8 protein-coding genes are annotated in these 22,996 nt (G+C 74.7%); 7 read left to right on the forward strand and 1 reads right to left on the reverse strand.

All coding sequences use genetic code 11. The annotated features are described in order from the left end of the window. Nucleotides 1-153: 153 nt before the first annotated feature. Nucleotides 154-1,671, reverse strand: a complete 1,518-nt coding sequence (locus tag ACIQGV_RS39610) for an FAD-dependent monooxygenase (protein ID WP_402504359.1) — start codon at nt 1,669-1,671, stop codon at nt 154-156. A gap of 362 nt (nt 1,672-2,033) precedes the next feature. On the opposite strand from ACIQGV_RS39610, the gene ACIQGV_RS39615 reads away from it, so the two are divergent. The 7 genes from ACIQGV_RS39615 to ACIQGV_RS39645 all read left to right on the forward strand — a co-directional run bounded on the left by ACIQGV_RS39615 (nt 2,034) and on the right by ACIQGV_RS39645 (nt 22,955). After that, nucleotides 2,034-2,297, forward strand: a complete 264-nt coding sequence (locus tag ACIQGV_RS39615; RefSeq protein ID WP_402504361.1) for a phosphopantetheine-binding protein — start codon at nt 2,034-2,036, stop codon at nt 2,295-2,297. Further along, entirely contained in the window at nt 2,294-3,544 is a 1,251-nt protein-coding gene (locus ACIQGV_RS39620) for a cytochrome P450 (protein ID WP_402504363.1), read from the forward strand. The genes ACIQGV_RS39615 and ACIQGV_RS39620 overlap by 4 nt, the downstream gene beginning before the upstream one ends. Then, nucleotides 3,541-4,281: a thioesterase II family protein gene (locus ACIQGV_RS39625; RefSeq protein WP_402504365.1), complete on the forward strand. Its 741-nt coding sequence runs from the start codon at nt 3,541-3,543 to the stop codon at nt 4,279-4,281. Before ACIQGV_RS39620 ends, ACIQGV_RS39625 begins: the two co-directional genes overlap by 4 nt. Nucleotides 4,282-4,333: 52 nt before the next feature. Beyond that, nucleotides 4,334-7,423: a type I polyketide synthase gene (locus tag ACIQGV_RS39630; protein WP_402504368.1), complete on the forward strand. Its 3,090-nt coding sequence runs from the start codon at nt 4,334-4,336 to the stop codon at nt 7,421-7,423. Nucleotides 7,424-7,485: 62 nt separating this feature from the next. After that, nucleotides 7,486-13,275: a type I polyketide synthase gene (locus ACIQGV_RS39635; RefSeq protein ID WP_402504370.1), complete on the forward strand. Its 5,790-nt coding sequence runs from the start codon at nt 7,486-7,488 to the stop codon at nt 13,273-13,275. A 9-nt stretch (nt 13,276-13,284) separates the two neighbouring features. Then, nucleotides 13,285-19,845: a type I polyketide synthase gene (locus ACIQGV_RS39640; protein WP_402504373.1), complete on the forward strand. Its 6,561-nt coding sequence runs from the start codon at nt 13,285-13,287 to the stop codon at nt 19,843-19,845. 5 nt (nt 19,846-19,850) lie between these two features. Then, on the forward strand, nt 19,851-22,955 hold the full coding sequence (locus ACIQGV_RS39645) for a type I polyketide synthase (RefSeq protein WP_402504375.1): 3,105 nt from the start codon (nt 19,851-19,853) through the stop codon (nt 22,953-22,955). Nucleotides 22,956-22,996 lie beyond the last annotated feature (41 nt).

The following is a 22,996-nucleotide window of genomic DNA, read 5'->3' on the forward strand; positions in this document are numbered from 1 at the left end:
TCCGCGCGCCGCCGCCCGCCGCCCCCCCCGCGCGCGCCCCCGCCCCCCCCCCCGCCCCCGCCCCCCCCCCCCCCGCCCGCGGCGGCCCCGCCCCCCCCCCCCCCCCCCCCCCCCCCCCCCCCCCCCCCCCCCCGCCGTGCGGGAGCGGGTGTCTCACCCCCGGCGGGCCGGACCGCACCAGGTGGTGAGGGCCTCGCGGAGCGCGGCGGTGCCGGGTCCGTCGCCGGGGGAGACCGCCCAGGCGACATGCCCGTCGGGGCGCACGAGGAGCGCGGCGGGCACGGGGATCTCACCCACGCCCGGGACGGACCAGCCGTCGTCCTCGCTGTGCGCCCGGACGAGATCGACGCGGCCGGCCCAGCCCCCGGCGACCGCTGCCGTCCCGCCGTCGCCGCACAGGTCGAGCAGGACCGGGCGGGCGGCGTGCAGCAGCTCGTACACCCGGGTGGCACCGTCGGACGTCTTCAGATCGGCGTCGGGGACCCGGCGGCCCGCCAGCGGGTGGTCACCGCCGACCGGGTAGCGGATGTCCAGCGCGGTCAGCATGCTCCGCAGATGCCGGTTGACGTCGTCGAACACCATGAGTGATCCGAACACCTCGCGCAGCGCGTCCGTCTGCGCGCCGGGGCGGGCCAGGGCCGACTGCGCCCGGGTGTTGTGCAGCACGCGCTCCCCGACGGGGTGGCGCTCGGCGTGGTAGCTGTCCAGCAGCGCCTCCGGCGCCCGGCCGCGCACCACCGAGGCGAGCTTCCAGCCGAGGTTGACCGCGTCCTGCACACCCATGTTCAGCCCCTGCCCGCCGGCCGGGAAATGGATGTGCGCCGCGTCGCCCGCGAGCAGCACCCGGCCCTGCCGGTACGAGGCGGCCTGCCGTGCGGCGTCGTTGAACCGGGACACCCACCGCGGGCTGTGCATGCCGTAGTCGGTGCCCGCGAGCCTGACCAGCGACTCCCGCAGCTGCTCGAACGTCACCGGCTCGTCGCGGTCCACGACACGGTCGTACTCGGAGGTGATCACCCGGTACCAGCCCGGCTCGAAGGCGATCGCCGAGTAGTCGCCGCCCGCGCGGCGCCGCACCCAGATGTAGTCCTCGGTCAGACCGGGGAGCTCGACGTCGCCGATCAGCGCGGTCATCGTCGCCTCGGTGCCGGGGAAGCCGATGCCCGCCAGCCTGCGCACCGTGCTGCGCCCGCCGTCGCAGCCCACGAGGTAGCGGGCGCGCAGCGCCGCGGTCCCCGTGTCCCCGGTGCGCAGCTCGACCGTCACGCCGGCCTCGTCCTGGCGGATCCCGCTCACCTCGGCCGACCGCCGCACCCGCACGCCGAGTTCGGCGGCCCGCTCCTCCAGCAGCCGCTCGATGTCGGACTGGAGAATCATCAGCGGATAGGGGTGTCTCGACTCGGACTCGTCGAACTCCAGATAGAGGCCGGAGAAATGGCCCACCGGCTGGAGTTCGCCGGCCGCCAGGAAACGGTCCAGGATTCCGCGCTGGTCCAGCACCTCCAAAGTGCGCGAGTGCATCCCGCCGGCCCGTGACTCGCCGGTGCGTTCCGCGAGCCGCTCGACCACCGTCACGTCGGCCCCCGCCAGCCGCAGCTCGCAGGCGAGCATCAGGCCCGTCGGCCCGGCGCCCGCGACCACCACGTCCGCGTCCATGTCCGTGTGTGCCACGTCGTCTCCCCTTCGTTCCACCGCGCCTGTGACGTCGTCGCTCACGTTCACGGAGCGGGGACCGGCCGGTCAACGAGCACCGGTGCGGGGGCGGGGCAAGCCGTCGGCGGGCTTGCCGTGTCCCGCTGGCGGGACGGTCCCCCGGGCGCTCCGCGAGGGCGAACGTGGAGACGTACCAACCCGCTCTCAACCCCCGCGGGCCGGCGGGCACCGGACACCGCCGACACGGTGGGAGCCGGAGCGGATCGACGCCACACTCGATCTCCGCCATTCGAAGAATGTGTCTCGCCGGCGGGACAGCGCCGAAGAGACCCGGTGGTCGAACGGGAATGCCCGGTCGGCGCAGAAAGGAAAGGCTGGCCATGGAAGGAAATGCCGCGCTCTCGAGCGCGCCGGTGCCGCTGGGACAGGAGATCGCGGAGCTGTGGGCGGAATACCTCAACTCCGCCGAGATCGGGGTCGACGACGACTTCTTCGCGCTCGGCGGCAATTCACTGGCCGGAATCAAGATCATCGAACGGGTGGCGCAGGACTACGGCGTCCAGCTGTCCGTGCGTGACTTCTACCTGGCACAGACCCCGGCCCGGGTCGCCGGACTGATCGAGCGGGGGAGGGCGGGGACATGAGGCTGACGCCGGGCCCCGCGCGCGACATCGACCTCGGCGGCGTCGACCTGTTCGACCTGGACCTCTACGCCTTCGGCGACCCGCACCCGGTCTGGGACGTGATGCGGGCGAGGGCGCCCCTGCACCACCAGGTCCTGCCGGACGGCCGGGAGTTCTGGTCGGTGACCCGCTTCGAGGACGTCCGCCGGGTGCTCGGCGACCACCGGGAGTTCACCTCGGAGCGCGGCACCGTCCCCACCCACCTCGGGACGGACGACGTCGCGGCCGGTGTGCTGATGACGTCCACCGACCCGCCCCGGCACACCGAGGTCCGCCGGCCGCTCGGCTCCCGGCTCACGGCACGGGCGGTGAGGTCCTGGGAGGACAGCATCCGCGCGACGGTCGTCCGCTTCCTCGAACCTGCGCTCGACGGCGAGGTCTTCGACCTGGCCGAGAAGGCCCTGCTCCTCCCGGCGATGGTCACGGGCCCCCTGCTGGGGATCCCGCACAAGGACTGGGAGGAACTCGTCCGGCTGACCGCGATGGTCACGGCCCCCTCCGACCCGCACTTCCTGCTGGGCAGCGAGGCCGCGACGCTGGCCATCGCCCACCACGAGCTGGTCGGTTACGTCAAGGAGTGGGTCAGGACGCGCCGGGCGACCGGCGAGGAGGACGACAGCCTCCTCCAGCACCTCATGAGCGTCCGCCCGGGCGGCGCGCCGCTCGGCGACGAGGAGATCGCCCTCGACGGCTACAGCATCCTGCTGGGCGCCAACGTGACCACGCCGCACACCGTCTCGGGCACCGTGCAGGCGCTCGCCGAACGCCCCGAGCAGTTCGAGAAGGCGGCGGCCGACCCGACACTGGTCCCGAACCTCGTCGAGGAAGGGCTGCGCTGGACGTCGGCCGCGTGCAACTTCATGCGCTACGCGGTGGACGACGTCGAGATCGCCGGAGGCACGATCCCCGCCCGCGGCGCGGTCGTGGCGTGGATCGGCTCGGCCAACCGGGACGAGACCCTGTTCCCCGACCCGCACACCTTCGACATCACCCGGGCCGGTGCCGGGCGCCAGGCCGCCTTCGGGTTCGGGCCGCACTTCTGCGTCGGGGCGCCGCTGGCCCGGATGACCCTGCGCGTCTTCTTCGAGGAACTGCTCCGGCACTTCGAGTCGATCGAGCTCGCCGGCGAACCGCAGCACCTGCGGTCGTACTTCATCGCCGGGATGACCCACCTCCCCGTCGTCGCCCAGAAACGAAGGACGCCATGACAACCGGCTCCTGCACCGCCGCCGCCTCGCCGTGGTTCGTCCGGCCGCCGTCCCCCGACCACCCCGCCCGGATGTTCTGCTTCCCCTTCGCCGGGTCCGGGGCCTCCGCCTTCAGCGCCTGGCCGGCCGTGACCGACGGCATCGAGGTCTGCCCCGTGCAGTTCCCCGGCCGCGAGAACCGGCTGGCCCATCCCCACTACGGCACCTACGGCGACCTCGTCGACGGTCTCGTCGGACCGCTGGAGCCGCTCCTCGACCGGCCGTTCGCGTTCTTCGGGCACTGCGCGGGCGCGCTGCCCGCCTACGAGACCGCGCTCCGGCTCGCCGAACGCGGACTGCCCGGCCCGGACCGCCTCTTCGTGTCGGGCCAGCCGGCCCCGCACGACGCCTCGCGCGACCGGATGCTCACCATGACCGAGCCCGAACTGCGCGCCGAGGTCGAGTCGTTCCTCCGCGGCCGCGGGATCGAGCCGCGCCCGGACATGGTCGACCTCGGCCTCATGGTGCTGCTGCGCGACCGCGCCGCCGCGGCCGGGTACCGGCGCGAGAAGCCGGTCGCGCTGCCCTGCCCCGTCGTCGTACTGCACTGGCGGGACGACACCGACGTGAGCCTCGACGCGCTCGAGGGATGGCGCCCGTACGCGGACTCGGTCGAGATCCGGACCGTCGACGGCGGCCGCCACGACTTCATGGACGCGCCGGACGAACTGCTGAAGCTGCTGGCCTCCTGGCGCTGACAGCACTGCCCCCCGTAGGAGCCGCAGGCCGAGGGAAGCGGAAGGAATGCGTATGCGTGGCGCAGCCACCGGTATTGCCGTCATCGGGATGTCGTGCCGCTTCCCCGGTGTGAACGGCCTGGACGAGTTCTGGCGCCTGCTGCTCGACGGGAGGTCGACCATCGGGACGTTCCCCGCGGGCCGGGCGGGCGACTCGTCCTACGCCTCCCACCCGGACGCGGCCACCCTGGGCGCGGGGTCGTTCTTCGAGTCCGTCGACCGCTTCGACGCGGAGTTCTTCGGGACCTCCCCCGCGGAGGCGGCCGCCATGGACCCCGTGCAGCGGCTCGGGCTGGAACTCGCCTGGGAGGCCGTCGAGGACGCCCGCATCCCGGCGACGGCGCTCGCGGGCCGTGAGATCGACGTCGTGGTCGGCAGCGCGCCCTCCGGGTACGAGCTGCTGCGCAGACTGTCCGGCAGCGACCAGGACGACCACTACGCCGCGCTCGGTTCGAGCGGCGCGCTGATCGCGAACCGGATATCGAGCCTGTTCGACGTCCGCGGCATGAGCTTCTGCGCGGACTCGGGCCAGTCCTCCGCACTCGTGTCGCTGGCGCTGGCCTGCGACCGGATACGCGGCGGCGCGGTCGACACGGCGATCGCGGGCGGCGTGGAGCTGATCGTCGACCCGGAGGCGGGAGCCGCCCTGGCGAATCTGGGCGCCCTGTCGCCCGACGGCAGCTGTCTCCCCTTCGACGAACGGGCCGACGGGTTCGTCCGCGGCGAGGGCGGGGCGTTCGTCGTGCTGAAACGGCTCGACCTCGCCGTCGCCGACGGTGACCACGTCTACGCGGTGGTGCGCGGCTGGGGCGTCAGCAGCGGTGGCGCGTCCTCCCGGATACCGGACCCCAGCCCCGCCGGGCAGGCGGCGGCCGTCCTGTCCGCCCTCCGACGCGCCGATGTCCCGTTCGACGGCATCGACTACGTCGAGGCCCACGGCACCGGGACACGGCGCGGCGACCCGGCCGAGGCGTCCGGTCTGCGCGAGGTGTTCCGGGCGACCGGCCGCGGCCGCCCCCTGGTGCTCGGCTCGGTGAAGGCGAACATCGGACACCTGGAGCCGGCCGCGGGGATCGCCGGCTTCGTGAAGGCGGCGCTCTGCGTCGACCGCGCGCACCTGGTGCCGCAACCGGACTTCCGGTCACCGAACCCCGCCGTCACGGACTTCCACGAGCACTTCGAGGTCCTGCGCGCCGCGCGGCCCTGGCCGGGCGGGCCCACCCGGCCGCGACGGGCCGGGGTGTCCTCGTTCGGACTGGGCGGCACGACCGCGCACGTGATCCTCGAACAGGCACCCCCTCGGCAGCCGGAGCCCCGTGCCGCGGACGGGGACCCGGCCTTCGCGGGCGTCCCCGGCGCGGTGCCATGGGTGCTGTCGGCGCGGACGGCACCCGCACTGCGGGAACAGGCGGCGCGGCTGCGGGAACTGGTCGTCGCCGACCCGTCCCTGCCGGCGGCCGACGTGGGGCACTCGCTGGTGTCGACACGGTCGCTGTTCGCGCACCGGGCGGTCGTGCTGGGCCGCGACCGTGAGGAGCGGCTCGCCGGTCTGGGCCTGGTCGCCGCGGGCGGTGACTCGGCGCGGGCGGTGCGCGGCACGGCCACGGGGCCGGCCGGACCGGTCGTCCTCGTCTTCCCCGGCCAGGGGGCGCAGTGGCCGGGCATGGGAGCGCGCCTGTACGCGGAGTCGGACGTGTTCGCACGCTCGGTCGACGCGTGCGCGAAGGCCCTGGAGCCGTGGACGGACTGGTCGCTGGTGGACGTGCTGACCGGTGCGGAGTCCGCCGCGTCGCTGGAACGGGTCGACGTCCTCCAGCCGGCGCTGTTCGCGATGATGGTGTCGCTGGCCGAGGTGTGGCGGTCGCTGGGCGTGGTCCCCGACGCCGTGGTGGGGCACTCGCAGGGGGAGATCGCCGCCGCGTGCGTGTCCGGCGCGCTCCGCCTGGAGGACGCGGCGCGGATCGTCGCCCTGCGCAGCCGGTTCGCGAACGAACTGCCCGACCCGGGCGGGCTGAGTGCCGTGGCCGCGTCCCCCCGCTGGGTCGAGGACCGGCTGACCCGGTGGCCCGGGCGGCTGTGCACGGCCGTGGTCAACGGGCCGCGGTCCGTGGTGATCGCCGGCGACGTCGAGGCGCTGGACCGGTTCGCCGAGGCGGCCGCCGAGGACGGTGTCCGGGTGCGCCGGATCAGGGCGGCCTACGCCTCGCACTCCCCCCACGTCGAACCCCTGCGCCGGAGGATCCTCGAAGCGACCGCCGGGATCGCCCCCCGGGAGTCGGCGGTGGAGTTCCACTCCACGGTCACCGGCGGTGTCCTCGACACCCGCGCGCTCGACAGCGCGTACTGGTACGACAACCTGCGCTCCACGGTGCGCTTCGGCGAGGTCGTCGAGCGCCTGATGCGCGAGCGCGGGGGCGTGTTCGTGGAGGTCAGCCCGCATCCGGTGCTCCAGGTGGCGATGGAGGAGATCGCCGACACGCTGGCGGACCCGCCGGTGGTGGCGGGCACCCTGCACCGGGACGACGGAAGCGCGGCCGAGGTCCTGTCGTCGCTGGCCGAGCTGCATGTGCGGGGTGTGCCGGTGAACTGGGAGGCGCTGTTCGCCGGGGACCGGCCGCGCCGGATCGGCCTGCCGACGTACGCGTTCCAGCGGCAGCGGTACTGGCTGACGGCGTCCGGGGAGGACACGGGCGCCACGGCGGCGGCCCCGGACCCGGAAGCGGCGGGCCTGGACTCGGAAGCGGCGGTCCGCACCCTCGTGTGCGCCGCGACGGCAGCGCTGCTGGGCACGCAGGACGCGGATCCGACGGGCGCCGGTGCCGAGGTGAGGCCGACCGCGACGTTCAAGGAACTGGGTTTCGACTCCTCGATGGTCGTGGCGTTGCGCAACCGGCTCACCACGGCGACCGGAGTGCGGCTCCCGGCCACCGTCGCGTTCACCCACCCCACCCCGCACGCCCTCGCCCTCCACGTCTTCTCCCTGCTGAAGCCGCAGACCGTGCGGCCGCGGACGCCCGGCGCCCCGGAACCGGCGGAGGAGACGCGTCCGGAGGTCCGCAGTGACGACGACCTGTACGAACTGATCGACCGCGGATACGTGTAGCCGTCTGCTCCGCGGCGTGCAGCCGCACCTGTTCTTCCGAGCAACCTTTGGGGGAGGCCCTGGTGGAGGATGTCGACAAGCTCCGGTCCTACTTGCGACGTGCCGTCGGCGACGCGCAAGCACTGCGCGAGCGGGTGCGCGAGCTGGAGGAGTCCGCTCGTGAACCGATCGCGGTCGTGGGCGCGGCCTGCCGTTTCCCGGGCGGGGTGACGTCCCCCGAGGAACTGTGGGGAGTCGTGTCCGACGGGGTGGACGCCATCGGCGACTTCCCCCGGGACCGCGGCTGGGACGTGGAGGCGCTGTACGACCCGGACCCCGAGGCACGGGGGAGGACGTACACGCGCTCGGGCGGGTTCCTGCGCGATCTCGCGGAGTTCGACGCGTCGTTCTTCGGCATCAGCCCGCGCGAGGCGCTGGCGATGGATCCGCAGCAGCGGCTGATGCTGGAGACGTCGTGGGAGGCGCTGGAACGGGCGGGCATCGCCCCAGCCGGCCTGCGGGGTTCGGCGACCGGGGTGTTCACCGGGCTCTACGCCGTCGACTACGGCCCCCGGATGGGCGGCGGGGCGGCGGCCGAGGTGGAGGGGTTCGCGAGCACGGGGACCTACACCAGCGTGGCCTCGGGCCGGGTGGCGTACACGCTGGGCCTTCAGGGCCCGGCGGTGTCGGTGGACACCGCGTGCTCGTCCTCGCTCGTCGCCGTCCACCAGGCCGTACGGTCCCTGCGTTCCGGGGAGTGCACCCTCGCGCTGGCCGGTGGGGTGTCGACCCTGTCGACCCCGGGGCTCCTGGTGGAGTTCTCGCGGCAGCGGGGTCTGGCGGCGGACGGCCGGTGCAAGGCGTTCGCGGACGCCGCGGACGGCACCGGCTTCGCCGAGGGCGCCGGTGTGCTGGTGCTGGAGCGGCTGTCGGACGCCCGGCGCAACGGGCACCGGGTCTGGGCGGTGATCCGCGGCTCGGCCGTCAACCAGGACGGCGCCTCCAACGGCCTGACCGCGCCGAGCGGGCCGGCGCAGCAGCGCGTCATCCGGGCGGCCCTGGCCGATTCCGGGCTGGGAGCGGGTGATGTGGATGCGGTGGAGGCGCACGGGACGGGGACGACGCTGGGTGATCCGATCGAGGCGCAGGCGCTGCTGGCGACGTACGGCCGGGAGCGGGATGCGGGTGCCCCGTTGTGGCTGGGGTCGCTGAAGTCGAACATCGGGCACACGCAGGCGGCGGCGGGGGTCGGCGGGATCATCAAGATGGTCATGGCGATGCGGCACGGGGTGCTGCCGCGGACGCTGCACGTGGACCGTCCGTCGTCGTACGTGGACTGGTCGGCGGGGGCGGTGGAGCTGCTGACCGAGGCGCGGGAGTGGCCGGGCGTGCCGGGCCGCCCCCGGCGGGCCGGGATCTCCGGCTTCGGGATCAGTGGCACCAACGCGCATCTGATCCTGGAGGAGGCGCCGCCGCAGGAGCACGAGTCCGGTGCGGATCCGGCCGCCGACGGCGGGCCGGTGCCGTGGGTGCTGTCGGCGCGGTCCGAGCGGGCGTTGCGGGAGCAGGCGCGGAAGCTGCACGACCACGTGGCCGCGGACGCGGAGCTGCCGCTCGCCGACGTGGGGCACGCGCTGGTGACCTCACGCGAGCTGTTCGAGCACCGCCAGGTGGTGATCGGCGCCGACCGGGACGGACTGCTCGCCGCCCTGACCGCCGTCGCCGCCGGAGAAGAGGGCACCCCCGCCGCAGCGGTGGTGTCCGGAGCCGCCGCCGAGGTCGGCGGGACGGTCTTCGTGTTCCCCGGCCAGGGATCGCAGTGGGCCGGGATGGGCCAGGAACTGTGCGCGTCCTCCCCGGTGTTCGCGAAGCGGATGCGGGAGTGCGCCGACGCCCTGTCGCCGTACGTCGACTGGTCCCTCCTCGATGTGCTCGGGGACGCCGAGGCGCTCGAACGCGTGGATGTCGTACAGCCCGTGCTGTGGGCCGTGATGGTGTCGCTGGCCGAGGTGTGGAGGTCGCTGGGGGTGACCCCCGACGCCGTGGTCGGCCACTCCCAGGGAGAGATCGCCGCCGCGTGCGTCGCCGGCGCCCTGTCGCTGGAGGACGCCGCGAGGGTGGTCGCCCTCCGGTCGCGGGCGATCCTCGCGCTGTCGGGGCGCGGGGGCATGGTGTCGGTCGCGCTGCCGGTGCGGGACGTGCGCGCACGGCTGACGGACGGACTGTCGCTCGCGGCGGTCAACGGGCCGTCGTCCGTGGTGGTGTCGGGCGACCCGGCCGAACTGGACGCGCTGCTGGCCGCCTGCGAGGCGGACGGGGTGCGGGCCCGCCGGATCCCGGTGGACTACGCCTCGCACTCCGACGACGTGACGGCCGTCCACGAGGAACTGCTCCGCGCTCTGGCGGGACTCCGGCCCCGTACCGCCGAAGTCCCCTTCTTCTCCACCGTGACCGCCGGCCGGCTGGACACGACGGGGCTGGACGCCGAGTACTGGTACACCAACCTGCGCCGGACGGTCCGCTTCGAGGAGACGGTCCGGGCCCTGGCCGGGCAGGGTTTCCGGTGCTTCGTCGAGGTGTCCGCCCACCCGGTCCTGACGGTCGGCGTGGAACAGACCCTGGACGGCGCGGACGCCGGGGCCGCCGTCGTCGTGGGCACGCTGCGCCGCGGCGAGGGCGGCCTCGCACGGCTGTACCGGTCGGCGGCCGAGGCATTCGTGGCGGGCGTCGGGGTGACGTGGGCGGCGGCGTTCCCGGACCGGGACGGCCCGTGCGCCGAGCTGCCGACCTACGCCTTCCAGCGGCAGCGCCACTGGCTGGACGCACCCGGCGAGAGCACCGCCCGCGGCACGTCGGACCACCCGCTGCTCGACACCGTGATCGATCTGCCCGACGACGGGGGGCACGGCGGCGTCGTGGCCGGCGGGCACCTGTCGCCGGAACGCCACCCGTGGCTCGCCGGCCAGGTGGTCCACGGCGCCGTCCTGGTGCCGGCGACGGTACTGCTGGAGATGGCGGCGTGGGCGGCGGACAGGGCGGGGTGCGACGCCGTCGACGAACTCACCTTCGAGGCACCGCTGGTGCTGCCCCGCACCGGCGGCCGTGAGATCCGCGTCGTGATCGACGGCCGGCGTGCGATCAGCGTGCACTCACGGGGCGAGGGCGAGGAGGGGTGGACGCGCAACGCCGTCGGCACCGCAGGGTCCGGCACCGGAGAGCCCTCCGCCCCCGAGGACCTCGCCGCGTGGCCTCCCCCGGGCGCGGCCGGCGTGCCCTTCGAGGACGAGCACACCCGGCCGGCCGCCCTCGGGTCCGGCCACGGGCCGCTGCCGCGCGGTCTGAAGGCGGTGTGGCGCCGCGACGACGTCCTGTTCGCGGAGGTGGAGCCGCCCGCGTCCGACGGCACGGGCCACGGCGGGTTCCGGATCCACCCGGCCCTGCTCCACGCCGCGCTGCTCCCGGCCGGCCCGGGGCCGCTCGCCGGCCCCTCCCGGTCCGAGGGCCTGCTGCCGTTCCGCTGCACGGGCGTCCGCGTGCACCCGGCCGGACCGGGCGTGCTGCGCGTCCGTCTCGCACCCGCGGGGGAGGACACCCTCTCCGTGACCGTCGCGGACCGGCACGGAACGCCCGTCGGCGGCATCGCGTCGCTGAGCCTGCGGCCCGTGGACGTCGGGCGACTGGCCGAGCTGAGCTTCGACCACCGGGACGCGCTGTTCCGGACCGACTGGGTCCCCCTCCAGGTCCCGTCCGGCGGGACCGGCAGCCACCACGTGGTCCTCGCGGCACCCGGCGAGGTCACCGTGCCCCCGGGACAGGGCGACGCGCCCGGTGAGGCCACCGCATCCGGTGAGGTCACCGTGCCCGGCGTGGTCACCGCATCCGGCGTGGTCACCGCGCCCCCGGGACAGGGCGACGCGCCCGGTGAGGTCACCGCATCCGGTGAGGTCACCGCATCCGGTGCGGTCACCGCGCCCGGTGCGGTCACCGCATCCGGCGCGGCCACCGCGTCCCCGGGACAGGGCGACGCGGTCCTCGCCGGACTGAGGGACCTCGCCGCCTCCGGCGGGGAGACACCTCCTGTCGTCATCGCCGCCGTCGACCGTGCGGACGCGGACGGCGCCGGTCTGCCCGACGCCGTCGAGCGCACCGTCCACCGGGTGCTGCGGTGGACGCAGGACTGGCTCTCCGACGACCGGTTCTCCGGCTCACGCCTGGTCGTCGTGACGCGGGGGGCGTCCGCCGACGGGCAGGTGCCCCGCACCGACCCCGCCGCGGCCGCGGTCTGGGGCTTCGTGCGCACCGCGCAGACCGAGAACCCGGGCCGGTTCACACTCGTCGACATCGACGACCGGCCCGGATCGTGGGCCCTCGTCCCGGCGGCGGCCGAGACCGGCGAGGCCCAGCTCAGGATCCGGGACGGTGCCGTGAGCACCCCGCGACTGGTCCGCGCCCTCGACGCGTCCGCCGCGCGCGGACCCCTCGACGGGGCGCGCGGCGTGCCCCCTCTCGGATCCGGGACCGTGCTGATCACGGGAGGCACCGGCGGTCTGGGCGCGACGCTGGCCCGGCACCTCGTCCACCGCCACGGTGTGCGCAGCCTGGTGCTCACCGGCAGACGGGGAGGGACGGCCCCGGCCGCGGCGGCGCTGCGCGAGGAGCTGACCGCGGCGGGAGCCCGGGCCGAGATCGTGGCCTGCGACGTCACCAGCCGCGACGCCGTCGCCGGGCTGATCGCCGCGATCCCGTCCGGGCATCCGCTGACCGCGGTGATCCACTGCGCGGGCGTGCTGGCCGACGGCGTCGTCGAGGCCCTGACCGAGGACGGCGTGACCACGGTCCTCGGACCCAAGGTGCGCGGCGCCTGGCACCTGCACGAGCTGACCCGGCATCTGGACCTGTCCGCGTTCGTGCTGTTCTCCTCCGTCGCGAGCGTGCTCGGGACGGCCGGACAGGCCAACTACGCGGCGGCCAACGCCTTCCTCGACGGCCTCGCACAGGCACGCCGGGCCGAGGGCCTGCCCGCCACCTCGCTGTGCTGGGGCCTGTGGGCCGAACGCAGCGAGATGATCGCCGGCCTCGACGACACGGACGTCGTCCGCCTGCGGCGGCAGGGCGTACTGCCGATGGCGTCCCGGGAAGGGCTCGCGCTCTTCGACGCGGCGCTCTCGGCGGCGGTCTCGCCGGACGAACCCGTCCTGGTGCCGGCCCGGCTGGACCTCACGGCACCGGACACCGTCTCGCCGCTCCTGCGCGGTCTGACCGGCACGTCCGCGGGCCCCGCAGGCCCGGGGAGCCGGGAGCCCGCCGGCACCGGACTCGCGCGGCGGCTGACGTCCCTGCCACCGGCCGAGGCGCAGGCGGCGCTGCTCGACGCCGTACGGACGCAGACCGCGACCGTCCTCGGCCACCCCGGCACCCGCAGGATCGCCCCCACCGCGAAGTTCAGGGAACTCGGGATCGACTCGCTCACGGCGCTGGAGCTGCGCAACAGGCTGGCGGCGGTGACCGGCCTGAAGCTGCCCGCCACGCTCGTGTTCGACCACCCGGACCCCGGCACTCTCGCGCGGTTCCTGCACACGAGCCTCGCCCCCGACACCGGCCCGGGATCCGGGGCCGCTCACCTGGTCGAGGAGATCGAGGGACTGGGCGCCCGGCTGGAGGGCGCGTTCACCGCGCTCGCGGCGGAGGACCGGGCCGCCGTCCTGGCACTGCTCGGCGCACTGCAGGACCGGTTCCGTCCGCCGGCGGGCACCCCGGAACAGGCGGGCACCCCGGAACAGGCGGGCGCCGCGGAACAGGCGGGCATCGCCGACCGGATCGGCGCCGCCTCGGCGGAAGAGCTTCTCGCGCTACTGGACAAAGAGCTCGGCTAGGGGAGAGCGATGACGAACGACAGCAACGCCGATGTTCTCGACTACCTCAAGCGGACGTCGATCGAGCTCATCGAGACACGCAAGCGCCTCCAGGAGGTGACGGAAGCCGCCGCCGAGCCGATCGCGATCGTCGGCGTGGCCTGCCGTTTCCCCGGCGGGGCGGCATCACCGGAAGCGCTGTGGGAGCTGGTGCGGGCCGGCGCGGACGTCGTGTCGGACTTCCCGGAGGACCGTCACTGGGACCTGGAGAGCCTGTACGACCCGGATCCGGACCGGCCGGGCACCTCTTCCACGCGCTCGGGCGGGTTCCTGCACGACGCGGGCGACTTCGACGCCGAGTTCTTCGGGATCAGCCCGCGCGAGGCGCTGGCGATGGATCCGCAGCAGCGGCTGATGCTGGAGACCTCCTGGGAGTCCCTGGAACGGGCCGGCATCGACCCGCACAGCCTGCGCGGCAGCGACACCGGCGTCTTCGCCGGAATCGCCTACTTCGGATACGGCAACCACTTCTTCACCCCCGAGGCCGTCTCGGGCTACGCGCAGACCGGTTCCCTGCTGAGCGTGGCCTCGGGCCGGGTGGCGTACACGCTGGGCCTTCAGGGCCCGGCGGTGTCGGTGGACACCGCGTGCTCGTCGTCACTCGTCGCCGTCCACCAGGCGGTGCAGTCGCTGCGCCAGGACGAATGCGGCCTCGCCCTGGCCGGTGGCGTCACCGTCATGGCGATGCCGCAGGTCTTCCGGGAGTTCTCGCGGCAGCGGGGTCTGGCGGCGGACGGCCGGTGCAAGGCGTTCGCGGACGCCGCGGACGGCACCGGCTTCGCCGAGGGCGCCGGTGTGCTGGTGCTGGAGCGGCTGTCGGACGCCCGGCGCAACGGGCACCGGGTCTGGGCGGTGATCCGCGGCTCGGCCGTCAACCAGGACGGCGCCTCCAACGGCCTGACCGCGCCGAGCGGGCCGGCGCAGCAGCGCGTCATCCGGGCGGCGCTCGCGAACGCCCGCGTGCGTGCGGGTGATGTGGACGTGGTGGAGGCGCACGGGACGGGGACGACGCTGGGTGATCCGATCGAGGCGCAGGCGCTGCTGGCGACGTACGGCCGGGAGCGGGATGCGGGTGACCCGTTGTGGCTGGGGTCGCTGAAGTCGAACATCGGGCACACGCAGGCGGCGGCGGGGGTCGGCGGGATCATCAAGATGGTCATGGCGATGCGGCACGGGGTGCTGCCGCGGACGCTGCACGTGGATCGTCCGTCGTCGTACGTGGACTGGTCGGCGGGGGCGGTGGAGCTGCTGACCGAGGCGCGGGAGTGGCCGGGCGTGCCGGGCCGCCCCCGGCGGGCCGGGATCTCCGGCTTCGGGGCCAGCGGCACCAACGCGCATCTGATCCTGGAGGAGGCTCCCGAGGAGGAGACGGCGACGGCGGCACCGCCGGACATCGCCGGGCCGGTGCCGTGGGTGCTGTCGGCGCGGTCCGAGCGGGCGTTGCGGGAGCAGGCGCGGAAGCTGCACGACCATGTGGCGGCGGATCCGGGTGCGGATGCCTTGGGCATCGGCTGGTCGCTGGTGTCGGGCCGGTCGCGGTTCGAGCACCGTGCGGTGGTGCTGGGACGCGGCCGGGACGAACTGCTGGGCGGCCTGGAGTCGCTGAGCGGGGGCACGGAGTCCCCCGCGGTGGTGCGGGGCACGGCCGGGGAACTCGGCGGTTCCGTCTTCATGTTCCCCGGCCAGGGCGCGGGATGGACCGGAGTGGCACGGGAGCTGTACGACACCTTCCCCGTCTTCGCGCAAAGCCTCGACGAGGTCTGCGCACACTTCGACACCCGTCTCCCCTACGCCCTCAAGCCCCTGCTCCTCGCCGACGAGCCCGCGGAACGCGAGCGCACGGACGTCATGCAGCCGGCCCTGTTCGCCCTCCAGGTCGGCCTGTACCGGCTCATGACGCAGTACTGCCCGCCGCCGGACCGGCTGATCGGTCACTCCGTCGGCGAGATCGCCGCCGCCCATGTGTCCGGAGTCCTCGGCCTGGACACCGCCACCCGGCTCGTGGCCGCCCGCGGACGGGTCATGCAGACCGTCACCGAACCCGGCGCCATGCTGGCGGTACGCGCCTGCGAGGAGGAGGTGCGCACGCTGCTCGCCCGCTACGGCCGCATCGGCGTCGCCGCCGTCAACGGCCCCGAGTCGGTGGTGGTCTCGGGTCTGCGCGACGAGGTCCACGACCTGCGGGACCGGCTCCTCGCCGACGGCAGGCCGGCGAAGCTGCTCCCGGTCGGCCACGCGTTCCACTCCCCGCTCATGGACCCGGTCCTGGACGAGTTCGCGCAGGCGCTCCACGCGCTCCCGCAAGGCGGCGAACCCTCGGTCCCGGTCGTCTCGACGCTGCTGGGCCGTGAGGCCACACCGGAGGAACTGACGTCCGTCGGGCACTGGGTGCGCCACGTCCGCGAGCCCGTGCGTTTCCACGACGCGCTGGAACGCGCCCGCGAGGCCGGGACGGACGTCTTCGTCGAGGTCGGGCCGGGGGCGACCCTCGTCGGCATCACCAAGGACGCCTTCGCCGCTACGGGCGTGGACGACGCGGTGGTCGTGTCGCCGTCGCGGCGGGACCGCGGGATCGTGGAGGCGCTGGCCGAACTGCACGTCCGGGGCGGGTCGGTGGACTGGGGCGCCCTGTTCGGCACACGACGGCGGGTGGACCTGCCGACGTACGCGTTCCAGCGGCAGCGGTACTGGATGGACTTCCTGGCCGGGACGGCGTCCGCGGACGTGGCCTCGGCCGGTCTGTCGGCCCCGGAGCACCCGCTGCTCGGTGCCGTGGTGGACCACCCCGGCACCGACGAGACGGTGTTCACCGGCCTGTGGTCCCTGCGGACCCACGACTGGCTGGCCGATCACGCCGTGTTCGGCGCGGCCGTCGTGCCGGCGACGGCCTACCTGGATCTGGCGCTGTCCGTGGGCGGCCATGTCGGGTGCGCCGCGGTCGAGGAACTCTCCCTGGAGGTTCCCCTCGTCCTTCCCGACCGGGGCGAGGTGCAGGTGCGCGCCGTCGTCGGGGCGGCGGACGGGACGGGACGACGCGCCCTGGACGTGTACGCGCGCCCCGCCGAGGACGGTGCGGCGGCGGGCGGCTGGACCCGTCACGCGAGGGGGAACCTGGCTCCGGACGCACCGCCCGCGGCCGCGGGGGCCGATGCCGCGCGGGTCCCGGCCGTGTGGCCGCCGGCCGGCGCCCGGCGGATCGCCCTCGACGGTCTCTACGAGTCCCTCGCCGACGGCGGTTTCGACTACGGCCCGGCGTTCCGCGGACTGCGCGAGGTCTGGCGGCACGGCGACGACCTCCTCGCCCTCGCCACCCTGCCGCAGACCGCCGTGGGCTTTGCCGCCGACGGGTTCGGACTGCATCCGGCGCTGATGGACACCGTCCTGCACGCGGTGGTGGCCGGCGGCGTCGTCCGGGTGACCGGCGAGCAGGGCTGGATGCCCTTCTCCTGGTCCGGCGCGACCCTGACCGGCGTGTGCGGCCCGACCGTGAAGGTCCGGCTCTCCCCGGCCGGCGAAGGCGTCGTGTCCGTGGCGGTCGCCGACGAGCACGGCCGCGGGATCGCCCGCGTCGAGGCGCTGACGTTCCGGCCGGCGAGCGCCGAACAGGTGCGCGCGGCACGCGGCGGGCAGGAGCAGCCGCTGTACGAGGTGCGGTGGCGGCCGGCCGGGGAGCGCGGGCGGGAGACCCGCCGCGGGCCGTGGAGCGTGCTCGGCACGGGCGACGGTCTGGCGTCCCGGCTGGCCGGGGCGGCCGGCGGGGGCGCAGTCCTGCACGGGTCCCTCGACGAGGTCCTCCGGGCAGAGGCACCCCGGCACGTCGTCCTGTGCCTGGACGACTTCGTCGCCCCCGGCGCCGATGTGCTCGCCGCGGTCGCCGGCGCGGACAAGCATGTGCTGGACCGGGTCCAGCGGTTCCTCGCCGAGGACGCGCTCGCCGGATCCACGCTGGTGGTGCTCACCCGCCTGGCCCTCGACACCGGTTCGGGAGAGCGCGTCGAGAGCCTCCCCGGCGCGTCCGTGTGGGGCCTGGTCCGGTCCGCGCAGACCGAGCACCCCGGCAGGTTCCTGCTGGTGGACATCGACGACGACGAGACGTCCTGGGCACGCCTCCCGGACGCGCTCGCCCTCGGCGAGGAGCAGCTGGCGCTGCGCGGCGGCGCGTACCTCGTCCCCCGGATGGCACCCGTCCCGCCCGCGGACCACCTGGCCGAGCCCCCGGCGGACGGCGCCCACCGGCTGGGCATCACCCGCCGGGGCACGCTGGAGAACCTGGCCTGGGTCCCGTGCCCCGAGGTCGAGGAGCCCCTGACGAGCGGGCAGGTCCGCATCGCCGTCCAGGCCGCGGGCCTCAACTTCCGCGACGTCACGATCGCCCTGGGACTGATCGACAGGACGGCCTTCGACGCCGGGCTCGGCAGCGAGGGCGCCGGCGTCGTGCTCGACGTGGCGGACGACGTGACGGGCTTCGCGCCGGGCGACCGGGTGACCGGCATCTTCCCCGGCGCGTTCGGCCGGGTGGCCGTGGCGGACCACCGCCTGCTCGTGCCCGTCCCGGACGGATGGAGCCACGCCGAGGCGGCGTCCGTGCCGAGCGTCTTCCTCACCGCCCACTACGCGCTCCGCCATGTGGCCAAGCTCCGCAAGGGACAGCGGCTCCTCGTCCACGCCGCGGCGGGCGGCGTCGGAATGGCCGCCGTCCAGCTGGCGCAGCACATCGGCGCCGAGATCTACGCGACCGCGAGCCCGGCCAAGTGGCCCGCCCTGCGCGCCCTGGGACTGGACGACGCGCATCTGGCGTCGTCGCGCGATCTGGAGTTCGTGGAGAAGTTCCTGGACTCCACCGGCGGCCGCGGTGTGGATGTCGTGCTGAACTCCCTCGCGCACGAGTTCGTCGACGCCTCGCTGCGACTGCTCCCCGGGGGCGGGAACTTCGTGGAGATGGGCAAGACGGACATCCGCGACCCCCGGCAGGTGGCGGCCGGCCGTCCCGGAGTCGACTACGAGGCATTCGACCTCTACGCGGCGGGCCCGGACGTGATCCGGGCGATGTTCCGGGACGTCATGGAGCTGTTCGCCGACGGGCGGCTGCGGCCGACCCCGGTCTCCGTCCGCGACGTCCGCGACGCCCGCAGGACGTTCCGTGAGATGAGCCAGGGCCGCCACGTCGGCAAGCTGGTCCTCCAGGTGGGCGACGGCTTCGGCGGCGGGACCGTGCTGGTCACCGGCGGGACCGGGGGAGTGGGCTCGCTGGTGGCGCGGCACCTCGTCGCCGAACACGGTGTGCGCAGCCTGGTGCTGGCGAGCCGTCGGGGCGCGGCGGCCGACGGGGCCGGCGAGCTGGTCGCGGACCTGCGGGCCGCGGGCGCGGCGGTACGGGTCGTGGCCTGCGACGTCGCGGACCGGGCCGCTATGGCGGACCTGCTCGCGGACCTGCCCGGCCGGTACCCGCTGACGGCGGTCGTGCACGCGGCGGGCGTGCTGGCGGACGGCACCGTCGAGTCGCTGACCGCCGAGAGCCTCGACCGGGTGCTGCACGCCAAGGTCGGCGGTGCGGTCGCCCTGCACGAACTGACCCGGGACCGCACCCTGTCGGCGTTCGTCCAGTTCTCCGCCCTCGCGGGCACGCTCGGCACCGCCGGACAGGCGAACTACGCCGCGGCGAACGGGTTCCTGGACGGCCTGGCGGCGCAGCGCAGGGCGTCCGGCCTGACCGGCACCTCGCTGTGCTGGGGCTGGTGGGAGCAGAGCAGCGGCATGACCGGGGACCTGGACCGGGCCGATCTGTCCCGGCTGCGGCGGGCGGGCGTCGCAGCGATGCCGACGGCCGAGGCACTGGCCCTGTTCGACGCGGCGTGCGCGATCGACCGGCCGGTCCTCGTCCCGGCCCGGATGGACGTCGCCGGGCTGCGCGGCAGGGCCGCCGGCGAACTGCCCCCGCTCCTGCGCGACCTCGCCGCCGGCGCCCGTCCGCGCCGGGACAGGACGGGCACGGCCGGGAACGGCGGCTCTGCGGGCCTGCCGGCCGGGCTGCTCTCCCTCCCCGCGGACGAGGCACAGACGGTCCTGCTGGACTGGGTCCGCGACCAGGTCGCCGTCGTGCTCGGACACCCGTCCGGCGCGGTCGTCGACACCGGCCAGGCGTTCACCCACCTCGGATTCGACTCGCTGACCTCGGTCGAACTGTGCAACCGCCTGGCCGCCGCGACCGGACTGCGCCTGCCGACCACCCTCGTCTTCAGCTACCCGACACCGTGCGAGCTGAGCGAGCACCTGTACGGCCTGCTGCGCCCGGCACCGCGGACCGGCCCGGCCGAGGACGAGGACGAGGAGATCCGGCGGGTGCTCCGGAACGTCTCGGTCGACAGCCTGCGCAGCGCGGGCGTACTGGAACTGGTCCTGGCATGCGCCGCCCAGAGCCCGCCGGACGGCGGCGCACCCGCGGCGGACACGGACACGGACACCGGCGCGGACGAACTGACGGACCTGGACCTGGAAGCACTGGTCGACATGGCTCTGGACGAGAAGAGGTGAGCGGCATGACCGACTCCGCGGATCGCACGGCGGAGGGCGCGGACCGGGTGCAGCGGGCGCTGCGCACGCTGCTGGAGGAGCGTGACCGGCTCCGCCGGGAGAACGACGCCCTGAAGGCCGGCCGCGGCGAGCCGATCGCCGTGGTGGCCATGGCGTGCCGCTACCCGGGAGGGGTGTCGACGCCCGAGGAGCTGTGGGACGTGGTCCGCGACGGCCGGGACGTCGTGGGCGACTTCCCCGAGGACCGCGGGTGGCGGGACGTGTACGACCCGGATCCCGACGCCGTCGGCAGCTCGTACACACGCCGGGGAGGGTTCCTGGCCGACGTGGCGGGTTTCGACGCGGACTTCTTCGGCATCAGCCCGCGTGAGGCGCTGGCGGTCGATCCGCACCACCGGCTGCTGCTGGAGACGTCGTGGGAGGTCTTCGAGCGGGCCGGCATCGTGCCCGCCGACGTGCGCGGCACCGAGGTCGGCGTGTTCACCGGCGTGAGCTCGACCGAGTACGGGTGGCGTTTCCTGGAGGGGAGCCCGAAGGAGCTGGAGGGCTACCTGCTGTACGGCAGCGCGCTGAGCGTCGCCTCCGGCCGGGTGGCGTACGAGCTGGGGCTGACCGGGCCGGCGGTGTCGCTGGACACGGCGTGCTCGTCGTCGCTGGTGGCCCTGCACACGGCGGTGCAGTCACTGCGTTCGGGAGAGTGCTCCCTGGCGCTGGCGGGCGGGGCGTCGGTGATCTCGACGCCCGCGATGTTCGTGGAGTTCTCCCGGCTCGGCGCTCTGTCGGCCGGCGGCCGGTGCAGGGCCTTCGCGGACGGCGCCGACGGCACCGGCTGGGCCGAGGGGGTGGGTGTGCTGCTGCTGGAGCGGCTGTCCGACGCCCGCCGCCACGGTCACCCGGTGCTGGCCGTCCTGCGCGGCAGCGCGGTGAACCAGGACGGGGCCAGCAACGGGCTCACCGCCCCCAACGGCCGCGCCCAGGAGAAGGTGATCCGCAAGGCGCTGGCGAACGCGGGCGTCCCGGCGTCCGAGGTGGACCTGGTCGAGGCCCACGGCACCGGGACCAGACTGGGCGATCCCATCGAGGCGGGTGCCCTGCTGGCGGCCTACGGGCAGGGCCGGGCCGCGGACAGGCCGCTCCGGCTGGGTTCCCTGAAGTCGAACATCGGCCACTCCATGGCCGCCGCCGGGGTCGGCGGGGTCATCAAGACGGTGATGGCCCTGCGCCACAGACACCTGCCGAGGACCCTGCACGTGGACACGCCCACCCGGCACGTGGACTGGTCCTCGGGCGGTGTCGAACTGCTGGTGGAGGGGCGTGAGTGGCCTGCCTCGGACGGTCCGCGGCGGGCCGGGGTGTCGTCGTTCGGCGTCAGCGGCACCAACGCCCACGTGATCCTGGAGGAGGCGCCGCCGCAGGAGCACGAGTCCGGTGCGGATCCGGCCGCCGGTGACGGGCCGGTGCCGTGGGTGCTGTCGGCGCGGTCCGAGCGGGCGTTGCGGGAGCAGGCGCGGAAGCTGTACGACCATGTGGCGGCGGATCCGGGTGCGGATGCCTTGGGCATCGGCTGGTCGCTGGTGTCGGGCCGGTCGCGGTTCGAGCACCGTGCGGTGGTGCTGGGACGCGGCCGGGACGAACTGCTGGGCGGCCTGGAGTCGCTGAGCGGGGGCACGGAGTCCCCCGCGGTGGTGCGGGGCACGGCCGGGAACCTCGGCGGTGTCGCCTTCGTGTTCCCCGGCCAGGGCTCGCAGTGGGCCGGCATGGGCCGGCAGCTGTACGACACCTTCCCGGTGTTCGCGCGGAGCCTCGACGCGTGCGCGGCCGCCCTGGCCGAGTGGGTCGACTGGTCGCTGCTCGACGTGCTGCGCGGGGCGGAGGGGGCACCGGCCCTGGAGCGGGTCGACGTGGTCCAGCCGGCGCTGTTCTCGGTGATGGTGTCCATGGCCGCCCTGTGGCGGTCCTGGGGCGTGGAACCGGCCGCGGTGGTGGGACACAGCCAGGGCGAGATCGCGGCCGCCCACGTGTGCGGCGCGCTGTCCCTGCGGGACGCCACCAAGATCGTGGCGCTGCGCAGCAAGGCCCTGGTGGAACTGATCGGGCACGGCGGGATGGCGTCGGTCGCGGAGTCCGCGGACGTCGTGACGGAACGGCTCTCCCCGTGGCGCGACCGGGTGACCGTCGCCGTGGTCAACGGACCCCGCTCGGTGGTGGTGTCGGGCGACCCGGACGCACTCGACGAGTTCGTCGCGAGGATGAAGGCCGACGGCGTCCAGGCCCGGAGGATCCCGGTCGACTACGCCTCCCACTCCCCTCAGGTGACCCGGGTCCGCGACCGGGTGACCGGCCCGCTGTCCGACATCGGTCCGGTGTCGTCGGCGCTGCCCTTCTGCTCGACCCTGCACGGCGATTTCGTCGACACCGCGGGGCTGGACGCCGGCTACTGGTACGACAACCTGCGCGAGAAGGTCCTCTTCGAGACCTCCGTGCGGCGGCTGGCCGAGGACGGTTTCCGGGTGTTCGTCGAGATGAGCCCGCACCCCGTGCTGACCGTCCCGGTGCAGGAGACGACCGAGGACATGGACGACGCCCTGGTCCTGTCGTCGTCGCGGCGGGACCGCGACGAGGTGGAGGCCGTGCTCGGCTCGCTGGCCCGGCTCCACGTCCGGGGCGGGTCCGTGGACTGGGGCGCCCTGTCCGGCACACGACGGCGGGTGGACCTCCCGACGTACGCGTTCCAGCGGCAGCGGTACTGGCTGAACCCCGCGCACACGGCGGTGACGGCTCAGGTGCCCCCGGCCGGGCAGCCCGCCGCGCAGGACGATCCCGTCGCCCCCTTGAGCGACAGGATCTCCTCCCTTCCCGAGGGAGAGGCCCGGACGCTCGCGCTCGCACACGTCCTGGAGAAGGTCGCCGTCGTCCTCGGGCGCCCCTCCACCGAGTCCCTCGATCCCGACCAGGAGTTCAAGGAGATCGGATTCGACTCGCTGCTGTCGGTGGAGCTCAGCAAACGCCTCACCGTGTCGACCGGCCTCAGGCTGAGGGCGAACCTGGTGCTGCGGCAGCCGACACCACGGCTGGTCGCCGAGCACATCGTGTCCTCGGCAGCCGCGTAGAAGTGTCCCGCCGGCGGGACACCGCAAGAGCGGCAGCGGCC

This window comes from Streptomyces sp. NPDC093094 (assembly GCF_044754345.1).
In the GTDB taxonomy this organism is placed as follows: domain Bacteria; phylum Actinomycetota; class Actinomycetes; order Streptomycetales; family Streptomycetaceae; genus Streptomyces.